This window comes from Curtobacterium sp. VKM Ac-1395, from assembly GCF_015350975.1.
GTDB lineage: Bacteria > Actinomycetota > Actinomycetes > Actinomycetales > Microbacteriaceae > Curtobacterium.
The window spans coordinates 269,062-293,488 of the sequence record NZ_JADKRX010000002.1; the positions used below are offsets into that span (position 1 = coordinate 269,062).

Consider the following 24,427-nt stretch of genomic DNA (forward strand, 5'->3'; position numbering starts at 1 on the left):
CCGTGACCGAACTCGGCCGAGCAGCCGCCTCCCACGCCATCGACGTCCCCGGAGCGGGCGGCGCCACCCTCACGCTCTCGTGGGGAGCGGCCACCGACATCGGGCGTCGTCGTGACCACAACGAGGACAGCTACATCGTCGAGGCACCCTTCTTCGTCGTCGCCGACGGCATGGGCGGCCACCTCGCCGGCGACCGTGCGAGCGACGCGGTCGTGCGGCGCCTCGGGGACGCGTCCACCGGTCCGTTCGGGTCGCGGGAGACCATCCAGCACGCGCTGCTGCTGGCGACCGCCGACATCGAGCGCGCCGCCGGTGGCAACGCGATCGGTGCCGGCACGACGGTCACCGGGCTCGCGCTGGTGCAGTCCGACGGTCAGCCAGCCGCCCTCGTCTTCAACGTCGGGGACTCCCGGACCTACCGTGCGGAGAACGGGGTCCTGCGACGGATCACCGTCGACCACTCCGTCGTCCAGGAGATGGTCGACGCCGGTGTCCTGCGCGCCGAGGACGCCGAGGCCCACCCCGACAGCAACGTCATCACGCGGGCCGTCGGTTTCGGGGAGCCGCCGGAGCCGGACTGGTGGACGCTGCCGCTGCGCACCGGTGACCGCTACATCATCTGCTCGGACGGCCTGACCAAGGAGATCGGCGACGTCGGCATCGCGCGCATCGCCGCGAAGGTCGTCGACCCGCAGGAGCTCGCCGAACGACTCGTCGGCGACGCCCTGGTGGCGGGCGGCCGCGACAACGTCACGGTCGTCGTGCTGCAGGTGGACGACGCCCCGGTCGACCGCGACCTCGAGGACACGCTCCCGCGCCACTGACCCGACCCCCGAACTGGGGCGCGATCGGGATTCCCCGCGCACGCGTCAGCAGATCGGCGACGGTCGGCATCCGTAGACTTGACCGCCTGGACCAGCAACAGGCCGCGTGGGCCGGAGGGAGGAGCCGTCATGGTGCGACGCCTGCCGTCCAGCCCTCCCGTGATCGCCGGTTTCAGCCCCGTGCACGTGCTCGGTTCCGGTGGGTTCGCGGACGTCTTCCTCTACGAGCAGGACATGCCCCGACGACAGGTCGCCGTCAAGGTCCTGCTCGACGAGGTCGTCGACGACCGCGTCCGACAGATGTTCCAGGCCGAGGCGAACCTGATGGCGCGGCTCAGCACGCACCCGTCGATCCTCACGGTCTTCCAAGCGAGTGTCGCGTCCGACGGTCGCCCCTACCTCGTGATGGAGCTCTGCTCGTCGTCGCTGAGTGAGCGCTACCGTCGCGCCCCGGTGCCCGTGTCGGAGGTCCTCTCGATCGGCATCCGCATCGGCTCCGCGCTCGAGACCGCCCACCGCGAGGGCGTGCTGCACCGCGACGTCAAGCCCTCCAACATCCTGCTGACCGCGTACGGCAACCCGGTGCTGTCCGACTTCGGGATCGCGGCCACGATCGGGCAGGCCGACCCCGACGAGCCGATCGGCATGTCGATCCCGTGGTCTGCTCCCGAGGTCCTCATCGACGAGTCCCGCGGCACGATCCAGTCCGAGGTCTACTCGCTGGCGGCGACCGTGTTCTCGCTCGTCGCCGGCCGCAGCCCCTTCGAGGTCCCCGGCGGCAAGAACGGGGCGTCCGACCTGATGGCGCGGATCGACAAGGGCGGCGTCAAGCCGACCGGTCGCACCGACGTGCCACCGTCGCTCGAGCGCCTGCTCGCGACGGCGATGTCCCGGAAGACCCAGCTCCGGCCGGCCACCGTGATGGAGCTCGTCCGCGGGTTCCAGCAGGTGCAGGCCGAGCTCGGGCTGCCCCAGACGCCCGCCGACGTCGCCGTCGAGTCCTGGGCCATCGCGACCCCCACACCCGACGGCGACCGGACGATGGTCCGCGAACTCCAACCGCCGAAGCGGGTCAGCCGACGACGACGCACGCGGCGCCCCGTGCAGGGCGGCCTCGCCGCCACCGGCTCTCGCAGCGTCGGCACCGTGCACCGCACCGGCTCCGCCACGCGGGCGCGTCGGTCGTCCCGGCGCACCGTCGCCTGGGCCGCGTCGCTCGCGGGCGTCGTGGTGGTCGCGGTGGCGGTGGCCGCGATCGTGGTGGTGGGCCAGGTCGGGTCGGGTGCGATCCCCACGGTCTCCGACATCCGCGCGTCGACGACCGGGCAGTCGGTGACGTTCCGCTGGGACGACCCGGGCCTCGACGCCGGCGACACGTACGTCATCTCCTCGAACGGTTCCTCCAGCCAGCAGTCCGGCACCTCGTTCGTCGTCTCCGGGGAGCGCGGCGACCAGGAGTGCATCTCCGTCGCCGTGAACCGCGACGGCAAGACCGGCGCAGCCAGCGCCGAGCGGTGCGCCACCGTCGGGAGCGGCTCGTGATCCGTCGCCTCGTCGCCCGGCACCGGTCGGCTGCGGTGACGGCGTGCGTCTCGGTGCTCGTCGGAGCGCTCGTGGCCGGTGCCGCCGTCGTGTCGAGCGGGTACCACACGCAGCGGGTCGACCTCGGCGACGGCACGGTGTGGGTGCCCTCCGCGGAGTACGGCGCCGTCGGCCGCGCGAACACCGCGGTCCTCGAGCTCAACACGGCGATCGAGGCCTCGACCGACTCGCTCTCGGTCCTGCAGCGTGGCTCCACCGTCTACAGCGTCGACGAGACCAAGGGCACCGTCGCGAAGGTCGACGTCGCCGACGCCACGGTCGGTGACGCGGTCACCCTTCCCTCCGGGTCGCCGCAGGTCTTCTTCGCCGGGGACACGGCGGTGATCGGCAACGAGGACACCGGTGAGCTCTGGTCCACGCCCGCGGCGGACCTGGCCGACTTCGACGCCTCCACGAAGGCCGACCTGACCCTCGGCGCCGACGCCGTGTTCGACGCCGCCGACGACCACGTCGCCGTCTACTCGCCGCGCACGGGCACGGCGTCCCTCGTCCAGGTCGGCACCACCTTGTCGGTGGCCGAGCGGTGGGACGTCCGGATGGACCGCAGGGACGACTTCCAGGTCGCGGCCGTCGGCGAGCACGTCGCGGTGCTCGACCGCACCTCGGGGCAGCTCTCGATCGACGGTGACACCGTCGACGTCGGTGCGCGGGTCGGTGGGTCCCCGGCGTTGCAGACCTCCTCGGCCGACGGCGACACCGTCGTCGTCGCCGGTGCTGCCGGGCTCGTCCGTGTCACCCCGTCCGGGTCGACGACCCGCACCGCGCTTGCGGTCTCCGGTCGTGCCGCGCGGCCGTTCGTCGACGGCACCTGCACGTTCGGGGCATGGAGCGGAGGCCAGGCCGTCGACACCTGCACGGGTCGAGCGCTCCAGCGACTCGACCGGGTACCGGGCGACGCGGCGCTGCAGATCGTGCACAACGGGGACACCGTGGTCGCGAACGACCCCTCCACCGGGCGCTCGTGGGCGATCGACCGCAGCGGGCAGCTCATCGACAACTGGGCCGACCTCATCACGCGTGACGACGACCAGCAGCAGGAGCAGGTCTCCGACGACGACCCGGAGGTCGAGAAGGACCAGAAGCCGCCGGTGGCGGTCGACGACGACCTGGGCGCCCGTCCGGGACGCACCACGAGCCTCCCGGTCCTGCTCAACGACCACGACCCGAACGGCGACCCGATCGTCATCAGCGAGGTGAGCGACGTCACCGGAGCCGGTGCGCGCGTCACCGTCGTCGAGGACGGTCAGCGGCTCCAGGTCGCGCTGTCCTCGCGCGCGTCGGGCACCGTGACGTTCCGGTACACGATCACCGACGGCAACGGCGGGTCGGACACGGCCACCGTCCGGGTGGCGGTCCGCTCGGCGTCGCAGAACTCGCCGCCGCGCCAGGTCCGGGACACCTCCGCCGACGTCGTGCAGAACGGGCACGTCTCGACCGACGTGCTCGGCGACTGGGTGGACCCGGACGGTGACCCGGTCTACCTGCGCAGCGCGACGGCGTCCGACCGGGACCGCGTGTCGACGACCCCGGACGGTCTCCTCGACTTCCGGAACGCCAGCGGCCGCACCGGTGACCGCAGCGTGCAGCTGGTCGTCAGTGACGGCACCGCCGACGGCCGCGGGTCGCTGACCGTCCACGTCGCGAAGCAGGGGAGCGTCCCGTTGCGGGCCGACGCGTTCCCGGTGCAGGGGTACGCGGGCAAGCCGTTCTCGGTGTCCCCGCTCGTGCACGTGCGCGGTGGCAACGGCACCGTGACGCTGACGAGCGTCTCGTCGACGAGCGGGGTGACGATCACGCCCAGCTACGACGCCGGCACCTTCCGGGTGCAGAGCAGCGCGGTCGGCGACCACCAGGTCGAGTACACCGTGACCGACGGCACCAAGACCGCGAGCGGCGTCGTGCGCATCACGGTGCTCGCGCCGCCGGACGCCTCGACCGCGCCGATCACCACCCCGAAGACCGTCTTCGTGAACACGTTGTCCACGAAGGACACCGACGTCACCGCCACCGACATCGACCCGGCGGGGGGCGTGCTGCTCGTGACCGCCCTCGACGGCCCGGCGCGGACGTCCGGCGTGCAGGCCAGCGTCCTCGACCAGCACACCGTGCGCGTCACGCTGACGGCCCCGCTCGACGGACCGGTGACCTTCGGCTACACGGAGACCAACGGCCTGGCGTCCTCGACCGGGTCCGTCACCGTGGTCGAGATCCCCAAGCCCGACCGGATCCAACCGCCGGTCGCGCAGCCCGACACCGCCACCGTCCGCGTGGGGGACGTGACGGACATCGACGTGCTGGCGAACGACACCCAGCCCGAGGGTGAGCCGCTCACGCTGCAGCCCGACCTCGTGCAGAACGTGCCCGGTGACGGCGGGCTCCTCTTCGCCTCCGGTGACCACCTGCGCTACCTCGCCCCGGAGACACCGGGCAACTACACCGCGGTCTACCGGGTCGCCGGCCCGGACGGTCAGTCCGCGGACGCCGCCGTCTCGATCTCCGTGCGCGAGCAGGACAGCGCCACGAACAACCCCCCGGTGCCGCAGACCGTGACGGCACGCGTGGTCGCCGGGCAGTCCGTCCGCGTGTCCGTGCCGTTGAACGGCATCGACCCCGACGGCGACTCGGTGCAGTTGGTCGGCGTGGCCTCGAACCCGGACAAGGGCTCGGTCAGCGACGTCAGCTCCGACTCGCTCACCTACGACGCCGGCGACTACTCCGCCGGCACCGACGAGTTCACGTACACGGTGGTCGACGCCCTCGGGGCCCGTGCGACCGGGACGGTCCGCGTCGGCATCGCAGCGCGGGCCGAGCAGGCCTCGAACCCGATCGCCGAGGCCGACCACGTGACGATCCGGCCGGGCGGCTCGGTGACCGTCCGTGTCCTGCAGAACGACTCCGACCCCGAGGGCGGCCGGCTCACGGTGAGCAAGGCCGAGCCGACGGCGTCGGGCGTCACGGCGAAGGTGCTGCGCGGGCAGGAGATCCGCGTCAGCCCGCCGGCGTCCGCCACCCGCGGGGACTTCGCCGTGCTCTACACGGCGGCGAACCAGAGCGGCGGATCGAGCACGGCGTTCCTCACGGTGACCGTCGACCGTGACGCCCGCCCCCTCCGCCCCGAGGTCGACGACACCACCCTGGACCTGCAGGACATCCTCCGGCGGAAGACCGTCACCGTGGACGTGCTCCGGAACGTCTTCTTCGCAGAGGGCAGCACGGCCGACCTGCGCGTCGGCGTGGTCGACGGCTACGGCGCCGCGGCTCGGACGACCGACGACGGGCGCATCGTGGTGACGCTCGCCGACGCCTCCCAGGTCATCCCGTTCTCCGTCGCCCGGGCGGACCACCCGGACATCGTGTCCTACGGGTTCATCCACGTCCCCGGGTTCGACGACGCCCTCCCGCAGGTGAACCGCAGTGCCGGCACGGTGACCGTCACGAGCGAGTCGACCGTCAGGATCCCGCTGTCGAAGTACGTCGTCACGGCGAACGGCGAGACCGCGCGGGTCACCGACCCGGGCACGGTCAAGGCGACGCACGCCGACGGTGGCTCGCTGACGGTCGACGCCTCCACGCTGCAGTTCCGGTCCGCGAAGCTCTACTACGGCAACGCGTCGATCTCCTTCGAGGTCACGGACGGGTCCAGCGCGAACGACGGCAAGGGCCGCGTGGCGACGCTCGTGCTCCCGGTGAAGGTGACGCCACGCTCGAACCAGCCGCCGGTCTTCACCGGGTCGACCATCGACATGCAACCGGGGGAGTCACGCACGATCGACCTGTCGAAGCTGACTGACTACCCGTACCCGCAGGACCTCCCCGAACTGCGCTACTCGGTCGTGAGCCGTCCGGCCGCCGGCACGACCGCGACGGTGTCCGGTCAGCAGCTCACGGTCCGGGTCGCCGACACCGCGAAGAAGGACACCACCGCGACGATCGGCGTGGGTGTCACCGACGCGGCGAACGCCGGACGGTCCGGGCTCGTCACCGTCGACGTCGTCGGGTCGACCCGGCCGCGCGTCCAGCCCGGCGCCGACACCGCGATCGCGAAGCGCGGGCAGTCGACGACGATCGACGTCCTGGCGAACGACCAGCCGACCAATCCCTTCCCGGACGAGCGCCTCCGCGTCGTGGCGATCCGCGGGTTGTCCGGCGGGGTGCCGTCGGGCGTGACGATCACGCCGAGTGCGGACAACTCGCGACTGCAGGTGAGCGTCGCGGCCTCGGCCAGGCCCGTCAACACGAACCTGCAGTACCAGGTGGCGGACGCGACCAACGATCCGGACCGGTACGTCTGGGGTGACGTGACGATCGCGGTGCAGGACGTCCCCGACGCCCCGGGCGTCCCGGTGCGGACGGGCGGCTTCGACGGTGGACAGGCGACGCTGACGTGGTCGACGCCGCAGGCGAACAACTCCCCGATCACGGGCTACCGCCTCACGGGGACGAACGGCGTCGCGAAGGACTGCGGCACCGCGACGGTGTGCACCGTCACGGGCCTGGACCCGGCGTCGTCGTACCGGTTCTCGGTCAGTGCCGTGAACGCCGTGGGGCAGTCGGCGCAGTCCGCACAGTCGGCCCCGGTGAGTGCCGACTTCGTGCCGGCGGCTCCGTCCGGCATCACCGTCACGGCGGACCGGACCACCCCGAACCGCCTCGACGTCCGGTGGAACGCCGTGCCGCGCCCGAACCGGGGCACGCCGGTCGGCAACTACGTCGTCAAGATCGACGGACCGAGCGCCTCGACGAGCAAGAACGTCGGCGCGACCACGTCGACGTCGTTCGACGGTCTGCAGAGCGGCGGGAACTACACGGTCACCGTGTCGGCGCGGAACCAGGCGGACCGCGACGGGACGGTCGTCAAGTGGAACAGCGGCAGCGGCAGCGGCACCGCGATCGGGAAGCCGGCGACGCCGACGATCACGGCCACTCCCAACCCCGAGAACGGTTCGACCGCGGTCGAGATCGCCGCCACCGAGACCGACTGGGCGGGCGGCAGCAGCTCGCTCCGGATCGTCCGCTACCCACCGGGGCGCGACATCCCGGGCGGCTGCTCGACGACCGGGTCGGACAAGTCCTGGTCGAGTGCGAGCGCCGAGGACACCCTCGGGAACGGCGACTTCCAGTACGTCGCCCTCGCGGACAACGGGCTGTTCTGCGTCCCGAGCGCGCCGACGACGGTGGAGGGCTACCAGGCCCCGGAGCAGCCGACCGCGCTGATCTCGATCCGCCAGCAGGACCCGGAGGCCGGGACCTTCGGCATCCGCATCACCGGCGCCACGGCGGTCCCGAGCGCGAACGGCACGGTCGACCACTACGCCTACTCGACCGACGGACAGAACTACACGACGATGTCCGACCGCTCGGACTGGGTCGCCGACCCGCAGTGGGGAGTGGCGACGAGGGTCTCGGTCGTCGCCTGCGCGGACAGCACCAACAACTTCTGCAGTCCGCCCCTGGTGCAGGACGGCCTCCGACCGGTCCAGACCCGTGCGGCCATCCCCGACTCCTACGACGCCGGCAGCCAGGTGGCGGTCTCCGCACCACCGCCGAACGCCGGAGCGGGCCCGCAGCAGTACCGCGTCACGACCTGCCCCGTGCTGAACGTCGGCCTCAACTGCACGACCGGCGTCTACACGCCGGACGCGCTGCCGACCGTGCCGGCTCAGGGGTCCGTCACCGTCGCTGCGATCGTCGACGGACACGAGGACGGCAACCCCCCGACCGCCACGGTGAACCCGGCGCCGGCCCCGCAACCCGACCCGCCGACCGACCCCGAGCCCGCCCCGTCCCAGCCCGAGGACCCGGCAGGATAGTGGCGACGAGCCACCCTCCCGCCACCCGACCACGACACACGAGGACCCACACCGCATGACCATGACCCCGGAGCAGGCCACCTGGTTCGCCGACGTCGCCGGCCGCATCGTGACCAACGTCGAGCAGGTGCTCCTCGGGAAGACGTTCGTGATCCGCCTGGCGGTCACGGCGATGCTCAGCGAGGGACACCTCCTCCTCGAGGACGTGCCCGGCACCGGCAAGACGAGCATGGCCCGGGCGCTGGCGCAGAGCGTGCAGGGTTCGACGAACCGCATCCAGTTCACCCCGGACCTCCTGCCGGGTGACATCACCGGCATCAGCGTCTACGACCAGCGCCGTCAGGAGTTCGAGTTCCACCGGGGTCCGGTCTTCTCCAACATCGTCCTCGCCGACGAGATCAACCGGGCGAGTCCGAAGACCCAGTCCGCCCTGCTCGAGGCGATGGAGGAGTCCGCCATCACCGTCGACGGCGTCACCCACCGGCTGGCGGCCCCGTTCATGGTCATCGCCACCCAGAACCCCGTCGAGCAGGCCGGCACGTACCGCCTCCCCGAGGCGCAGCTCGACCGCTTCCTCATGAAGACCTCGATCGGCTACCCGGACCACGCCGCGACCGTGAAGATCCTCGAGACCTCGTCGGCGCCCGCGTCGTCGGTCCCGATCGCGAGCGTCGTGCCCGCGGCCACGATCACCGAGATGGCCGCCGTCGCCCGCACCGTGCACGTCGACCCCACGATCGCCGACTACGTCGCCCGCCTGGTCGACGCCACCCGGTCCGCCAGCGAGGTCCGGCTCGGCGTCAGCGTCCGCGGCGCGATGGGCCTGATGCGCGCCTCGCGGGTGTTCGCGGCCGTGAGCGGACGGCACTACGTCACCCCCGACGACGTCAAGGCCCTCGCCGAGCCCGTCCTCGCGCACCGGTTGGTCCTCGACGCCGAGGCCGAGTTCGACGGCGTGAGCCCGTCGAGCGTCGTCTCGCAGCTCCTGGTCGAGACCGCACCACCCGCCGACCGAGCCGTCGCGTGACCGACCGCCGGCCCGTCTCCACGCGCTCACGCCGCCCCTCGTCGACGCGGTCGCGTCGCTCGAGCACGGCGTACGAACGCACGGGGACCGTGGCCGGCGTCACGAACGTCCGCACCCGGCTGGTCGGCGACCGCGACGGCGTCGCCGCCGAGGCCGTGGTCGGCGTCGTCCGCCTGTGGCGCACCGCCAGGAGGCAGCTCCTCCGTTCCTGGGACGAGGTCTCGTCCGTCGTCACCGGCCTGGGCTGGACGGTGGCGGTCCTCACGCTCGTCGCGTTCGTCGTCGGGTACCGCTTCGGGCTCCGCGAGGTCGTCGTCGTGGGCTTCGCCGGTGCCCTGCTCGTCGCGGTGGCGGCCGTCGCGCTGATCGGTCGCTCCCGCCTGCTCATCCGGATGAGCCGCCCGGTGCGCCGGGTCGCGGTCGGTGACGACGCGGCGGTCACGGTGACGGCGGAGAACCCCACGCGCTTCCCGTCGGTGCCGACGACGGTCGAGGTCCCCGTCGGCTCCGGGCTCGTCGACGTCGCGATCCCGTCGATCGCTCCGCACGGCACCTTCGAGCGCGCGGTGCCCGTCCCGACCCTCCGCCGCGGGGTGCTCGACGTCGGTCCGGTGACCGGTGTCCGCGCGGACCCGGTGGGGCTGGTCCGTCGGGAGCTCGTGTGGACCGACCGCGAGCAGGTCATCGTGCACCCGCGCACCGTCGCGATCCCGTCGACGAGCACCGGTCTGGTCCGTGACCTCGAAGGGCAGGCCACGACGGACCTCTCCCCGGCGGACATCTCCTTCCACGCGATCCGCGAGTACATGCCCGGCGACGACCCCAGGACCGTGCACTGGAAGTCCACGGCGAAGACCGGCGCGCTCATGGTGCGGCAGTTCGAGGACACCAGGCGGTCGCACCTCGTGGTCGCGCTCGGGCTGTCGCGCGCCGAGTTCGCCGACGAGGACGAGTTCGAGCTCGCCGTCAGCGCGGCGGCGTCCCTCGGCAGCCGAGCCGTCCGCGACGGTCGCGAGGTCACCGTCGTCGTCTCCGAGCGCACGCCGGAGTTCGCCAAGCGCGCGGTGTACGCCGTGCACCGTCTGCCCACGGTCACCCCGACCAGGCTCCTCGACGCCTTCGCCTCGGTCGCCCTCGCCGACGCCACCCTCCCGGTGGCCGAGGTCGCCCGCATCGTCGGGACCGACACCGCCGGGATCTCCGTCGCGTTCCTCGTCGTCGGGTCCACCGTCGAGCTGCCAGCGCTCCGCCTCGCCGCCACCCGCTTCCCGATCGGTGTCGAGGTCGTCGCGGTCATCTGCGAGCCGGAGGCCGTGCCGCGCTTCGTCCGGGTGCCCGGCCTGACGGTGATGACGATCGGCTACCTCGACGACCTCCGCCACGCCCTGCACCGATCGGCCGCGGCGTGAGCGCCCCCGTGAACGCCCGCGGGGGTGCACCGGCGAGTGCGCCGACGCGGTCCCGTCGGGCCGACCGTCGGGCCGACCGCCGGAACGCCCGCCGACTCTCGGTGTCCCGGCTCGTCGGCGGCACCCTCGTCGTCTGGCTGCTCCTCGCCGTGGCGAGCGTCGCCTGGTGGCCGATCCACCGGTCGGACGCGATGATCGTCGCCGCGGTCACCGCCGTGGTCGGCGGCACCGTCGTCGCGCTGCTCGGTGCCGTGTACCGCCTGCCCGCGGCGGCCGTCGCGATCGCGACGATCGCGCTCTTCGCCCTCACCGGCGTGCCTGCGGCGGTCCCCGGCCAGGCCAGGGGACTGCTGCCGACCGGTCAGGGCCTGCTCGACCTGTTCTCCGGCGTGGCCCTCGGCTGGAAGCGCCTGGTGACCATCAGCCTGCCCGTCGGCAGCTACGAGGCCCTGCTGGTGCCGTTCTTCGTGACGATCCTGCTCGCCACGGTGACGGCCGTGACGGTGGCGACCCGAGCCTCCCGGCAGGAACTGGCGAGCATCCCGCCCCTGGTGCTGCTCGCGGCCGGGATCGTCCTGGGCCCGAGCCGACTCGACACGTCGATCGCCCTCGCCGTCGTGCTCACCGGCATCGCGCTGGTCTGGGCGCTCACGGTGCGCCATGCACGCCGTGCCGTCGCCGTGGCGCGGACCATCGGTGCCCGCGTCGCGGTCCGGCGGTCGGTGCTCCGGCCGGCCCTCGTGGGCACCGGCACCATCGTGGCCGCCGCGGTCGTCGCGACCGGACTCGGGCTCGTCGCGCCGCCCGCCACGTCGCGCACCGTCGCGCGGACCGACGTCGTCAAGCCGTTCGACCCGCGCGACTACGTCAGTCCGCTCAGCGGGTTCCGGGCCTACGAGGAACCGGCGCAGGCGGACGCGACCCAGCTCCGCGTGACCGGGCTGCCCCAGGGCGGCTTCGTCCGCGTCGCCACGCTCGACACCTGGGACGGCGTCGCCTACCGGGTGGGCGGTCCCGACGGGTCGTCGGCCTCCGGCACCTTCGAGCGGGTGCCGACCTCCGTCGACGTCCGAGGCGTCCGCGGGACCGCGGTGGACGTCGGTGTGACGGTCGACGGCTACCGCGGCGTCTGGCTGCCGACCGTCGGCGACCTCGAGTCGGTGCGCTTCGCCGGGACGACGGGGGACCGCCAGCGCGCAGCGTTCTTCTACGACCGGGCGACCAGCACCGGAGCCGTCGTCGGCGGCGTCGGGGACGGCACCCGGTACGACCTGTCCGCGGTCGTCCCCGACCAGCCGACGGACGAGCAGCTGGCGGGCGCCCGACCCGGGACGGCGACGGTCCCGGCACCCCGCAACGTCCCCGATGCCGTGCGGGACACCGTCGACGCGACCACCGCCGACGCGGAGACCGACGGCGCGAAGCTCCTGGCGATGATCCGTGCGCTGCAGCGGAACGGGTACGTCAGCCACGGGGTCGGCGACGACCGCGCCAGCCGGTCCGGGCACGGAGCCGACCGCATCCAGGAGCTCCTGACGGCCCCGCTGATGATCGGCGACCAGGAGCAGTACGCCGTGGCGGCGTCGCTGATGGCGCAGCAGATCGGGTTCCCGACGCGGGTGGTGCTCGGATTCGCCTCCGGCGGCGACTCGGGCGCAGCGCGCCCCGGTGCCACCGTGTCCGGCGTGACGACCCTGCGCGGCTCCGACGTCACCGCCCGCATCGAGGTCGACACCGCGCAGTGGGGGTGGGTGACGATCAACCCCAACCCCGCGGTCCGGGAGATCCCCCGGGACGAGGACCAGACCCCGAAGCCGGTCACCCGCCCGGAGACCGTCGTGCCGCCGCCCCCCGCCGAGCAGCAGGACCAGGACCAACAGACGCCCCCGCAGACCGACCGGGACACCCCCGACCAGCCCCCGCTGTGGCTGCAGATCCTGCTGGCCGCACTGCCGTGGGTGCTCGGCACGCTCGGGTTCGTCGCCCTCGTGCTGCTGCCCTTCGTCGTCATCGTGGCGATCAAGCGCGCCCGCCGTCGCCGCCGCCGCCGTGGTCCCGACGCCCGGGCGCGGATCACCGGGGCGTGGGACGAGTACCGTGACGCCCTCCTCGACCACGGCCACGCGGTCCCCGCCGCCGCCACGCGCCGCGAGGTCGGCGCGGGTGCCCCCGGCGACGGCGGCTCCGGGCTCGCAGCGCTGGCCGACCGTGCCGTGTTCGGACCCGCCGATGCGGACGACCGCGCCGCCGACCGGATGTGGCAGGCGACGGAGACCGCGATCGGCACGCTGCAGGAGGGCCAGAACCGTCGTGCCCGGCTCCGCACGGCGGTCTCGACGCGGTCGCTCCGCACGGACACCGTCGCGTCGCGTGTCCGCGATGCCGCCCGTCGGCGGGGCAGGAGCACGCCGGTCGGGGGTCGCCGAGGACGCGGAGCCGACGGTGACTACGATGTCCGGAGGCCCGCCGAGCGTCGCAGCGGGCCGGACGAGGACAGAGGCAACCTGTGATCAGATGCGAACACTGCGGATCGGTGCTCCCCGAGGGAGCGATCTTCTGCGGTGAGTGCGGGCGTGCGGTGAGCGCGGCTGCCAGCCGCCGGACCGTCGCTCCCGAACCCGCCGATCGGGGTACCCCGCCGCCGCTCCAGCAGCCGGACGCGCACGGGCGCCGCCAGGACCCGGCCGCCGAGGCCTGGCTGCCGGAGTCGACCCTCGACCCCGCCACCCGTGCGTGGCTCACCGGTGCTGACCGCCACGACGAGCACCCGCCGGCGGTGCCCGTCAGCACCCCGGACTCCTTCGCGCCGAGGACCGCGCCGACGCACGTGCACGGTTCCGGCAGTGGTCTGGGCGAGTGGAGCGGACGGCAGGACGCACCGGCCGCGCCGGGGGAGCGGGCCGCTGCCCCCCACCAGCCCGACCAGCACGGCCAGCCAGATCAGCCCGGCCAGCACGGCCAGGCCGGCCAGCACGATCAGCACGACCGTCCGGCAGCGCCGAACGACCGTCCGGCAGCGCCGAACGACCGTCCGGCACCCCGGTACGGCGTCAACGAGGACGACCCCGAGGTCACCCGGGTGGCGTCACGGACCCGGGCATCGGCGCCGGCAGCGGCACCGGCGGCTGGCCCGGCTCCTGCGCCCGTCCCGGATCCCGTCGTGGACGCGTCGGGCGACCGGGCTGCCGAGCCCGGCACCGGGTCGGCCACACCGGTCTGGGCACCGCAGGAGCAGCAGCCCCCCGCTGCGCCGAGTGCGCCGTCGTGGTGGATCGGCCGCGCCACGGACGACCGCGCGACCGCCGAACCGGACGAGGCGCCGACGCATGCCGACGCCGGCACGGCATCCGGAGCCGCCGACGGTGCTCGACCGGAGGACCACGACGACGAGTCGTCGTCAGGAGCCTCGACGGCGGCAGCCTCGGCGGATGAGGCCACCGAGACGGTGACGAATGCAGGCGACCACGCGGACGAGCCGTCGGACGACATCGCCCCGTCGGACGGCGCCGCCCCGTCGGGCGACGCCGCTCGACCCGGCGACGAAGCTCCGTCGGACGACGCCGCTCGCTCCGGGGACACCGCCGTCGTCGAGCCGCTCGTCGACCGGCAGCCGCCGCGGCCCACCTCCCTGGTCCAGCCCGGCGCCCACCATCCCACCACGTGCCACGTGTGCGGGCACCAGCTCGAACCCGACGACATCTTCTGCAACGAGTGCGGCGCAGTCCGACCAGCGGTCACCGCCGCCTTCACCGGCCCGGTCGTGCCACTGCCGATGCTGCGACCCGACTGGGCAGCGCGCGACCTCGACCCGGCGGTCGGCGACGACTCGACTCCGGCGACCGACGACGAGGTCGCCGAGCCTGCGACCGACATGGGGGAACCCGAGGGCGCGCCGCTGGCGGCACCGCTCCCGCCGTTGCCCGATGCCGCCGAGGACGCGGCCGGTCCAGTCGCCCAGGAGGCCCCGGTCGAGTCAGTCGAACCGGCTCCGCTCCCAGACGCGGTGCCGACGAGCGCCACGCCGGTCGACGAGGTCGAGGACGCTCCTGCATCCGCTGACGACGAGGACGTGGACGAGACGCGCATCGTGGCGAAGACGCCGAGCCGAGCGCCCTTCGTCCTGCACTTCAGCACCGGCGAACGGCTCGGCCTGCACGGCACGGCGCTGTTCGGGAGGCTTCCCCGCCCGGAGCCGGGCGAGCGCTTCGACGACCTGCTCACCATCCACGACCCGGGCAAGTCGGTGTCGAAGACCCACCTGGAACTCGGGCGGGACGGTGACGACCTCTGGGTCTCCGACCGTTTCTCGGGCAACGGGTCGGTCATCCGGCACATCGACGGCTCGATCCGGCGCTGCGAGCCGGGCCGGCGCTACCGCGTCGAGCGGGGCGCGCGCGTCGACGTGGGTGAGCAGTTCTTCCTCGTGCAGTAGTCCCGCCGCAGGAGCATCACTCCTCCACAGCGCGGTCCACGGGCCGGTTCATCCACGGATGGACCGGCCCGTTCCGGTCGCGGTCCGCGCGTGCGGTGGACTCAGGGCATGCGCGCTTCGGTCGTCCGGCTCCTCGTCCTCGCTTCGGCAGTCCTCCTCGGTGTGGTCGCGATCGTCCACGGCGCGGTGACCGGTGCCGCCTGCGCACTGTGTCTGCTGGCCGTCGCTGCGCTGGTGCGTGACCGCGTCGGTGTCGAGCAGGAACCGGAGCTCCCGCCGGCGCACCTGCCGGTCGAGACCGATGTCGGCGTCGACCCCGACGTAGTCGTCGCGACCCTCGACCGGCTCGCAGTGGGGACGGACCCGGACGGGCGGGTCGTCCACCTCGACGCCACCGCCGGGATCGTCGTGATCGGGCACGGAGCCCTCGCGGTCGGTGTCGTCACGGCACTCGCGTCGTCGTTGAGCGCGGCGGCGGATGACACCCACGTGGTCCGCTCCGCCGCCGGGGCCTGCGTCGACCTGCCGGCGTCTCGTCACGGCGTGGCGGACGGGACGGCCGTCGCGGTCGTGCTCGACGAAGCCGGTGCCAGGGTCGCGTCGGTCGTGCTCGTGCCGGACCTCCGGACGCTGCCGCGACGACCGGCGTCCACCGTGGAGGTCAGCCGGTACGGGTGCACGGTCCGCGCCGATCCGGACGCTCCCCGCGGTGTGGTCGTCGTCCCGGCGCTGCCCGAGCTGCAGCCCGCGCAGACCGCGACGCCATCACCGGCCTCGGCCTCGGCCGACACCACGGTCGCCGCCGCGTGGAGGAGTCCGTCGTCGCCGGCCGTCAGCGCAGACCGTCGCCGACCCGGACGGACCCGACGGGCACGCCACCACCGAGGACCTTCTCACCCGTGGCCTGGAGCACGTCGGCAACACCATCGGCCGGTACCAGGCCGTTGCGCTGCAGCAGGGTCAGCGCAGCGAGCGTCCCCGCACGGAGCGCCCCGTCGAGGACCTTCACGACGACCGCTGCACCACAGGGGACTGCCATCACCATGACGCCCTCGGCGCCGAGCTTCGCGACGAGTCCCAGACGTTCGATCGTCACCGTGTTCGCCCGCCCGACCCCGTCGATGGCCCAGGCGTTCGCGAGCACCGCGTCGGTGAGGGCCGCCGTGTCCGCGTCCGACCGCTGGACGAAGCCGGCGAGCCCGCGGGCCAGGCCGGTCAGCGTGAGGGGGAACACCGGTGCGCCACAGCCGTCCGTGCCGACCACGTCGACGACCTCACCCGTGGCGTCCTCGACCGTGGACCGGACGAGCTGCTGCAGCGGGTGCGCGATGTCGAGGTAGGTGGCCTCGTCCCAGCCGTTCACCCGGCAGGCGGCGAGCATGCCGGCATGCTTGCCGGAGCAGTTCATCGCGAGCCGTCGGGGCTCGGTCATCGTCTGCGCCGTCGCTCGGTCGAACGGCATGTCCGGCGGGCAGCCCAGGTCGTCCTCGACGTGGTCGAAGGAGGCGAGCATGTGCTCGGCGAGCGACTGGTGCGACGGCGTCCCCGCGTGGCTCGCCGTCGTCATCACGAGCTCCGGGCCGGAGAACAGCGCGCCGGCTCGGCGGATCGCCAGCGCCTGGAAGGGCTTCATGGTGGACCTGGGGTAGATGCTCGCCGTCGGGTCGCCGACGGCATCGAGCACGGCACCGCTCGCGTCCACGACGACGCCCGCGCCGACGTGCCGGCTCTCGTCGAACCCGGAGCGCTCGAGCACCGCCAGCTCGACGGACCCCGCCGCGGTGAGAGGATGGCGGTCGGTGCGGACTTCGGTGCTCTCCGTCATACGGCGATGGTACCGAGCGGCGGAGCGCCCGAGCAGCAGCACAGCACCGAGCAGCAGCACCGCACCGAGCAGCAGCACCGCGAACCGAGCAGCACCGCGACCGAGACGAGGAGCCACCGTGCAGGACCACAGCTACGAGGTCGCCGTCCGCTGGACCGGCGACCGGGGGACCGGCACGAGCGGGTACCGGGAGTACGGCCGCGACCACGTCTTCAGTGCAGCGGGCAAGCCGGACGTCGAGGGCTCAGCCGACCCGACGTTCCGCGGCGACCGCGACCGGTGGAACCCCGAGGAGCTCCTCACGGCCGCGCTCGCCCAGTGCCACATGCTCAGCTACCTGCACGTAGCCGTCGCCCAGGGCTTCACCGTCCTGGCGTACGAGGACCGCGCGACCGCCACGCTCAACCTCAACCGCGACGGCTCGGGGGAGCTCACCGGTGCGACGCTGCACCCGGTGGTCACCATCGCCGAACCCGACCGCGTGGCCGACGCCGAGGCCGCCCACGCCCAGGCGAACGCGCTCTGCTTCATCGCGCGGTCCGTGGCCTTCCCGGTGCACCACGAGGCGACCACGCTCGTGCTCCAGCAGGTCGACGAGAGCGCACTCGGATCGGACTCATCGACTGCGTGAGGCAGACTGGGTCCTCGTGAAGCGTCCCCGCCTGCTCCCGATCGCCCTCGTGCCCGTCGTCCTCCTCGGGCTCGCCGCCTGCTCCGGTTCCGGATCCGGGGGTGCGTCCTCGTCGCCCTCCGCCTCTGCGAGCGGTACGCCTGCCGCGATCACCAGTTGCCCCAAGCCCGGCAAGTCGTCTGACGCGATCGACGTCTCCGGTGACTTCGGCGGCAAGAAGGCGCCGTCGGTGAAGTTCGACAAGGGCCTCACGGCGTCCTCCCCGCAGGCCACCACGGTCGTCAAGGGCTCCGGCGACGACCTGAAGTCCGGCCAGTACGCGCAGGTGGCCTACAGCGTCTACCAGGCGTCGAACGCGAAGAAGCTCGGCACGGTCGGCTTCGACCAGGGCAACCCCCAGGTGCTGACGGTCGGTGGCAGCGGCTTCGGTGCGCTCCTGGCGTGCTCGACCGTGGGCGACCGCCTCGCAGCGATCGGTTCCTCCTCGGCCCTCGGGTTCACCACCGGTGGCGACATCGTCGTGGTCGCCGACGTCATCGCGAAGACCCCGACCAAGGCCACGGGCACGCCGCAGGACCAGAAGTCCGACCTGCCGACGGTGAAGGACAAGGCCGACGGCGAACCGGAGATCACCATCCCCGACGTCGCGGCCCCGACGACCACCACCCCCGAGGTCGTCAAGCAGGGCGACGGCGACGCGGTGGCCGAAGGTGACACCGTGCTCGTGCAGTACAAGGGCGTCGTCTACGACGGCGGCAAGGAGTTCGACTCCTCGTGGTCGAAGGGCGCCCCCACCACGTTCACGATCGCCGAGGGCCAGCTCATCAAGGGCTTCGTCACCGGGCTCGTCGGCCAGAAGATCGGCTCGCAGGTGATGATCGTCGTGACGCCCGAGGACGGCTACGGTGCCACCCCGCCCGAGGGCTCGGGCATCCCGAAGAACGCCACGCTGGTCTTCGTGGTCGACCTCCTCGCGAAGGGCTGAGCGACCGGCCCGCAGCCAGCGCCGTCGGTAGGTTGGGACCCATGGACACCACCCCGGCCCGTCGCCGCGTCGTCATCCTCGGCAGCACCGGCTCCATCGGCACCCAGGCCCTCGACGTCATCGCGCGGAACCCCGACCGCTTCGAGGTCGTCGGGCTCACCGCCGGCAGCAACGCCGGACTCCTCGGAGAACAGGCCAGCGCGTTCGACGTCCACGAGACCGCGCTCGGAGCTCCTGACGCCGAACGCCTGGTCCGCAGCGTCGAGGCCGACGTCGTCCTGAACGGCATCACCGGTTCGGTCGGCCTCGGCCCGACGCTCGCGACGTTGGAGACCGGCGCGACGCTGGCCCTGGCGAACAAGGAGAGCCTCATCGTGGGCGGTCCGCTCGTGCAGGCCGCCGCCGCACCGGCGCAGATCGTCCCGGTGGACAGCGAGCACTCCGCCATCGCCCAGGCACTCCGTTCGGGCACGGACACCGAGGTCCGCCGACTGGTCCTGACCGCCAGCGGCGGTCCGTTCCGGGGACGGAGCCGGGACGAGCTCCGCGACGTCACCCCGGCGCAGGCGCTCGCGCACCCGACGTGGGACATGGGCCTCGTCGTCACGACGAACTCGGCGACGCTGGTGAACAAGGGCCTCGAGGTCATCGAGGCCCACCTGCTCTTCGGCGTGCCGTACGACCGCATCGACGTCACGGTGCACGCGCAGTCGATCGTGCACTCGATGGTCGAGTTCGTCGACGGCTCCACCATCGCCCAGGCCTCGCCCCCGGACATGCGCCTGCCGATCGCGCTCGGCATGGCCTGGCCCGACCGGGTGCCGGAGGTCGGGGTGCCGCTCGACTGGACGACGGCCAGCACGTGGACCTTCGAGCCGCTCGACACCGAGGCCTTCGGCGCGGTTGCCCTCGCGAAGCGCGTCGGTCAGCTCGGCGGCACGTACCCGGCCGTCTTCAACGCCGCGAACGAGCAGGCGGTCGCCGCGTTCCACGCCGGCGCGATCGGCTTCCTCGACATCGTCGACACGGTCGAGCGCGTCGTCGAGACACACACGCCGGGGGAGTCCTCGCTCGAGGGCGTGCTCGCCGCGGAACGCTGGGCACGCCAGGCTGCGGACCACGCGTTGACGCGCTGAACCCGCCTGACCCGGCCGGGAGGCTCGACCCACCACCCAGCGCGCGCTCGGCTGGTTCTTCGAATCAGTCCCGTACGCTGCTCCGGTGACCGTCGGAACCGTGCTCCTGTTCGTCCTCGGCGTCGTCGTCTTCATCGTCGGCCTGCTGATCTCGATCGGGCTCCACGAGCTCGGTCACCTCGCGTTCGCGAAGCTCTTCGGGGTGAAGGTGACGCAGTACTCGCTCGGCTTCGGCAAGGCGGTCTGGTCGTTCCGCCGCGGGGAGACCGAGTACGGCATCCGACCGATCCTGCTCGGCGGCTACATCTCGATGGTCGGCATGCTCAAGCCGCGCGCGTCCGGCAGAGCGATCACGAACACCGGCATGTACAGCGCGTTCATCCAGGACGCCCGCCAGGCCAGCGCCGAGCAGATCGCCGAGTCCGGCGGGGACGACTCCCGGGCGTTCTACCGCCTGACCCCGTGGAAGCGGATCATCGTGATGGTGGCCGGCCCGGCGATGAACCTGGTGATCGGCGTCCTGCTCTTCGGCGTGCTGCTCGTCGGGTTCGGCGCACCGACCACCACCTTCACCTCGCGGGTCGACTGCGTCCTGCCCACCACCGCGAGCACCAGCTGCTCCCCGGGCGACGACGTCTCCCCGGCCAAGCAGGCGGGGCTGCGGTCCGGCGACGTCGTCGTGGCCGTCGACGGCCAGCAGGACCCCACGATCACGCAGGTCTCCGATGCCTTCCAGAAGTCGGCCGGCACGCCCGTCTCGGTCGTGGTGCAGCGGGACGGTGACCGGAAGACCGTCGAGGTCACCCCGACCCTCGCGACGCGCGACGTCTACGACGCGCAGGGCAAGATCGTCGAGAACGCCGACGGCACCGCGAAGACGCAGCAGGTCGGCGTCGTCGGGGTCAGCATCGGGCAGACGCTCGTCCGGCAGTCTCCCGCTGCGGTGCTCCCGGCGACGGGCGCGCAGATCGGTGCATCGGTGCACCTCATCGTCGACCTGCCGCAGCGCCTCGTCGCGGTGTGGAACGCGGCCTTCGGATCACAGGCCCGCTCGGCCGACAGCCCCGTGTCCGTGGTCGGCGTCGGCCGGGCCATCGGCACCGTGTCGTCGATGAGCGGCGTCCCCGTGGTCGACAAGATCTACACGATCCTCGGCCTGCTGGCGTCGCTGAACATCGGCCTCTTCGTGCTCAACATGGTGCCGCTGCTCCCGCTGGACGGCGGGCACATCGCCGGGGCGCTGTGGGAGGCGATCAAGCGTCGCGCCTTCACGCTCGTCGGCAAGGCGGACCCGGGGCCGATCGACCTCGCGAAGACGATGCCGCTCACGATGGTCGTCGTCGTCCTGCTGGCCGGCATGAGTGCGCTTCTGATCTACGCCGACATCGTCCGGCCGGTCAACCTCTTCGGCTAGCGGCTGTCCGGGTCCCTCGGGCAGCACTACGCTCTCCGCATGAGCACAGCGCCCGAGGTCCGCACGGTCGAGCGGCAGGGCATCGACGTCATCGCCGAGTCCGAGCGGAAGGGGCGCCCCCGCGGGCTCTTCTGGCCGTGGTTCGCGGCGAACATCTCCGTGCTCGGGCTGAGCTACGGCTCGTTCGTGCTCGGGTTCGGCATCTCCGCCGCCCAGGCCACGATCGTGTCGGTCATCGGGGTGGCGTTCTCGTTCCTGCTCTGCGGCGTCGTCGCGATCGCCGGCAAGCGCGGGTCCGCGCCGACGATGGTGCTCAGCCGTGCGGCGTTCGGCGTCCGCGGCAACCGGCTGCCCTCGTTCCTCAGCTGGATCCTCACGGTCGGGTGGGAGACGGCCCTGGCGTCCCTCGCCGTGCTGGCGACCTCGACCGTGTTCCGGGAGCTCGGGTGGGACGACGGCGTGCTGACGAAGCTCGTCGCGCTCGTCGTCGTCGCGGCGCTCGTCATCGGTGCCGGCATCGCGGGCTTCGACGTGATCATGCGGCTGCAGACCTGGATCACGGTCATCACCGCCGTGCTGACGGTCGTGTACATCGTCCTCGCCGTCCCGTCGATCGACCTCGGCGCCCTCGCTGACCTGCCGTCCGGCAGCACCCAGAACGTCATCGGGGCGCTGGTGCTCGTCATGACCGGCTTCGGGCTCGGCTGGGTGAACGCGGCCGCCGACTACTCCCGGTACCTCCCGCGGTCGGCGTCGACCGGCGGCGTGGTGTGGTGGACGACGTTCGGCGGGGCCCTCGCTCCGGCGGTGCTCGTCGTCATCGGCGTGCTGCTCGCCGGTTCGTCGAAGGACCTCAGCGCTGCGATCGGCGCTGACCCGATCGGTGCCCTGACCACCCTGCTGCCGGTCTGGTTCCTGATCCCGTTCGCCCTGGTCGCCGTGCTCGGGCTGGTGGGCGGTGCCGTGCTCGACATCTACTCGTCGGGCCTCGCGCTCCTCAGCGCAGGCGTTCGCATCCCGCGCCCCGCCGCAGCCGGTGTCGACGGCGTGCTCATGGTCGCCGGCGCGATCTACGTCGTCTTCTTCGCGAAGGACTTCATCTCGCCGTTCCAGGCCTTCCTCGTCACGCTCGGTGTCCCCGTCGCCGCCTGGTGCGGCGTCTTCGTGGCCGACGTGCTGCTCCGGCGCCGGGCCTACGCCGAGGGTGAGCTCGACAGCGTCGGCGGCCGCTACGGCGACGTGCGGTGGGGTGCGATCGCCCTGGTGCTCGTCGGCACCGCGCTCGGATGGGGTCTCGTCACGAACACGTACGGAGTGCCGTCCTGGCTGAACTGGCAGGGGTACCTGCTCGAGCCGTTCGGCCTCGGCGGTCGCACGGGGGCGTGGGCGTACGCGAACCTCGGCGTGCTGGTCGCCCTCGTCGTCGGCTTCGTCGGCACGCTCACCACCGCACGGGGTGCCGTCCGTCGACAGGAGGCGCAGCCGGTCACCGAGCCGATCAGCAGCGTCCCGGACGCCGAGCTGCAGCGATGACCGTGACCGACGTGGATGCCTGGCTGGTGGTCATCGACATGCAGCGCGTCTTCACCGGGGACAGCGCCTGGGCCGCACCCGGCTACGAGCGGGCGGCGGCAGGCATCGAGCGGCTCCTGCCGCGGTTCGTCGGCCGGACGGTGCGCACCCGGTTCGTCGCGCCGGAGCACCCGCAGGGTGCCTGGGTCGACTACTACCGCGACTGGCCCTTCGCCCTCGTGCCCGACGCCGACCCGCTGTACGAACTGACCGAGCCGTTCGGGGCGGTGGACGGCCCCGTCGTCACCGAGCCGACGTTCGGCAAGTGGGGGACCAGCCTCCAGGCGGTCGTCGGTGACCACCCGCACCTCGTGCTGACCGGGGTGTCGACCGACTGCTGCGTGCTCGCGACGGCGCTGGCAGCGGCGGATGCCGGAGCCCGCGTGACGGTCGTGGCCGATGCGTGTGCCGGTGCGAGCGACGCCGACCACGAGCGCGCCCTCGACGTCATGCGGCTGTACGCGCCGCTGGTCACCGTGGTGGAGACCCTCGAGGACTGACGCGCCGGACCCGCCCCGGGCTGGGGGCAGCCGTGTCGGTGTGAGCGCGTAGAGTCCATGTCGTGCCCGCTGTGAATCTCGGTATGCCCAAGGTCCCCGAAACCCTCGCCCCTCGCCGCAAGTCCCGCCAGATCCGGGTCGGCAAGGTGCTCGTGGGTGGCGACGCGCCCGTGTCCGTGCAGTCGATGACCACGACGCCGACCACGAACATCAACGCGACGCTCCAGCAGATCGCGGAGCTGACCGCGTCCGGCTGCGACATCGTCCGCGTGGCCGTCCCCACCCAGGACGACGCCGACGTGCTGCCGATCATCGCGAAGAAGTCGCAGATCCCCGTCATCGCGGACATCCACTTCCAGCCCAAGTACGTCTTCCAGGCGATCGACGCCGGCTGCGCCGCGGTCCGGGTGAACCCGGGCAACATCCGCAAGTTCGACGACCAGGTCGGTGCGATCGCCGCGGCGGCCAAGGCAGCGAACGTCAGCCTGCGCATCGGCGTCAACGCCGGGTCCCTCGAGCCGAGCATCATGCAGAAGTACGGCAAGGCCACGCCAGAAGCCCTGGTCGAGTCCGCCGTGTGGGAAGCCTCCCTGTTCGAGGAGCACGACTTCCACGACTTCAAGATCTCGGTCAAGCACAACGACCCGGTCATCATGGTCAAGGCCTACCGGCTGCTCGCGGAGCGTGGCGACTGGCCGCTGCACCTCGGTGTGACCGAGGCCGGCCCGGAGTTCCAGGGCACGATCAAGAGCGCCACGGCGTTCGGCATCCTGCTCGGCGAGGGCATCGGCGACACCATCCGTGTCTCCCTGTCGGCGCCCCCGGCGCTCGAGGTCAAGGTCGGTCTGCAGATCCTGCAGTCGCTCAACCTCCGCGAGCGCAAGCTCGAGATCGTCTCCTGCCCGAGCTGCGGCCGCGCACAGGTCGACGTCTACCAGCTCGCGAACGACGTCACCTCGGGGCTCGAGGGCATGACCGTCCCGCTCCGCGTCGCCGTGATGGGCTGCGTCGTGAACGGCCCCGGTGAGGCACGGGAGGCCGACCTCGGCGTCGCGTCGGGCAACGGCAAGGGCCAGATCTTCGTGAAGGGGCAGGTCATCAAGACCGTCCCCGAGAACGAGATCGTCCAGACCCTCATCGACGAGGCCAACCGCCTGGCCGACGAGATGGGCCCAGCGGCGGGCACGGGCAAGCCGCTCGTCGTCACGTCCTAGTCGTCCACAGCCAGCGGGCCCGAGCGTTCGGGTCCGCTGCGCGCCG

At 72.5% G+C, this 24,427-nt stretch carries 16 protein-coding genes; 14 read left to right on the top strand and 2 right to left on the bottom strand.

Features of this window, described 5'->3' with window-relative positions:
* Positions 1-2: 2 nt before the first annotated feature.
* The 7 genes from ITJ68_RS05960 to ITJ68_RS05990 all read left to right on the top strand — a co-directional run bounded on the left by ITJ68_RS05960 (position 3) and on the right by ITJ68_RS05990 (position 15,104).
* Positions 3-824 carry a PP2C family protein-serine/threonine phosphatase gene (locus tag ITJ68_RS05960; protein WP_194660387.1) on the top strand — a complete coding sequence of 274 codons (822 nt, stop codon included), beginning with the start codon at positions 3-5 and terminating at the stop codon, positions 822-824.
* A 129-nt stretch (positions 825-953) separates the two neighbouring features.
* Positions 954-2,366: a serine/threonine-protein kinase gene (locus ITJ68_RS05965; protein WP_194660388.1), complete on the top strand. Its 1,413-nt coding sequence runs from the start codon at positions 954-956 to the stop codon at positions 2,364-2,366.
* Complete coding sequence (locus ITJ68_RS05970) at positions 2,363-8,236, top strand: Ig-like domain-containing protein (protein WP_194660389.1); 5,874 nt, start codon at positions 2,363-2,365, stop codon at positions 8,234-8,236. The genes ITJ68_RS05965 and ITJ68_RS05970 overlap by 4 nt, the downstream gene beginning before the upstream one ends.
* Positions 8,237-8,291: 55 nt before the next feature.
* Positions 8,292-9,263, top strand: a complete 972-nt coding sequence (locus tag ITJ68_RS05975; protein ID WP_194660390.1) for an AAA family ATPase — start codon at positions 8,292-8,294, stop codon at positions 9,261-9,263.
* Positions 9,260-10,672 (top strand): DUF58 domain-containing protein, encoded by a 1,413-nt coding sequence (locus ITJ68_RS05980; protein WP_194660391.1) that lies wholly within the window; start codon positions 9,260-9,262, stop codon positions 10,670-10,672. The genes ITJ68_RS05975 and ITJ68_RS05980 overlap by 4 nt, the downstream gene beginning before the upstream one ends.
* Positions 10,669-13,182 (top strand): transglutaminaseTgpA domain-containing protein, encoded by a 2,514-nt coding sequence (locus ITJ68_RS05985; protein ID WP_194660392.1) that lies wholly within the window; start codon positions 10,669-10,671, stop codon positions 13,180-13,182. Before ITJ68_RS05980 ends, ITJ68_RS05985 begins: the two co-directional genes overlap by 4 nt.
* Positions 13,183-13,205: 23 nt before the next feature.
* The gene (locus ITJ68_RS05990) at positions 13,206-15,104 is read left to right on the top strand and encodes a hypothetical protein (RefSeq protein ID WP_194660393.1); all 1,899 of its coding nucleotides are present in this window, start codon (positions 13,206-13,208) and stop codon (positions 15,102-15,104) included.
* A gap of 48 nt (positions 15,105-15,152) precedes the next feature.
* Here the strand turns inward: ITJ68_RS05990 and ITJ68_RS05995 are convergent, their stop codons facing one another.
* Together ITJ68_RS05995 and ITJ68_RS06000 are read right to left on the bottom strand one after the other, a co-directional pair.
* Positions 15,153-15,644: a hypothetical protein gene (locus tag ITJ68_RS05995; protein WP_194660394.1), complete on the bottom strand. Its 492-nt coding sequence runs from the start codon at positions 15,642-15,644 to the stop codon at positions 15,153-15,155.
* Between the two features lie 292 nt (positions 15,645-15,936).
* Entirely contained in the window at positions 15,937-16,929 is a 993-nt protein-coding gene (locus ITJ68_RS06000; protein ID WP_194660395.1) for an asparaginase, read from the bottom strand.
* Between the two features lie 118 nt (positions 16,930-17,047).
* Here ITJ68_RS06000 and ITJ68_RS06005 point away from each other — a divergent pair, with 118 nt between their 5' ends.
* From ITJ68_RS06005 to ispG, 7 genes are all read left to right on the top strand, one after another.
* Positions 17,048-17,560, top strand: coding sequence for an OsmC family protein (locus ITJ68_RS06005; protein WP_194660396.1), 513 nt, complete (start codon positions 17,048-17,050; stop codon positions 17,558-17,560).
* 16 nt (positions 17,561-17,576) lie between these two features.
* On the top strand, positions 17,577-18,545 hold the full coding sequence (locus tag ITJ68_RS19505; protein WP_194660397.1) for an FKBP-type peptidyl-prolyl cis-trans isomerase: 969 nt from the start codon (positions 17,577-17,579) through the stop codon (positions 18,543-18,545).
* Positions 18,546-18,586: 41 nt separating this feature from the next.
* Complete coding sequence (dxr, locus tag ITJ68_RS06015; protein ID WP_194660398.1) at positions 18,587-19,681, top strand: 1-deoxy-D-xylulose-5-phosphate reductoisomerase; 1,095 nt, start codon at positions 18,587-18,589, stop codon at positions 19,679-19,681.
* Positions 19,682-19,766: 85 nt separating this feature from the next.
* Positions 19,767-21,095 carry a M50 family metallopeptidase gene (locus ITJ68_RS06020; protein ID WP_194660399.1) on the top strand — a complete coding sequence of 443 codons (1,329 nt, stop codon included), beginning with the start codon at positions 19,767-19,769 and terminating at the stop codon, positions 21,093-21,095.
* Positions 21,096-21,134: 39 nt separating this feature from the next.
* Positions 21,135-22,628: a purine-cytosine permease family protein gene (locus ITJ68_RS06025; protein WP_194660400.1), complete on the top strand. Its 1,494-nt coding sequence runs from the start codon at positions 21,135-21,137 to the stop codon at positions 22,626-22,628.
* Positions 22,625-23,167 carry a cysteine hydrolase family protein gene (locus tag ITJ68_RS06030; RefSeq protein ID WP_194660401.1) on the top strand — a complete coding sequence of 181 codons (543 nt, stop codon included), beginning with the start codon at positions 22,625-22,627 and terminating at the stop codon, positions 23,165-23,167. Before ITJ68_RS06025 ends, ITJ68_RS06030 begins: the two co-directional genes overlap by 4 nt.
* A gap of 83 nt (positions 23,168-23,250) precedes the next feature.
* Positions 23,251-24,381 carry a flavodoxin-dependent (E)-4-hydroxy-3-methylbut-2-enyl-diphosphate synthase gene (gene ispG, locus ITJ68_RS06035; protein ID WP_194660807.1) on the top strand — a complete coding sequence of 377 codons (1,131 nt, stop codon included), beginning with the start codon at positions 23,251-23,253 and terminating at the stop codon, positions 24,379-24,381.
* The last annotated feature ends 46 nt before the right edge of the window (positions 24,382-24,427 follow it).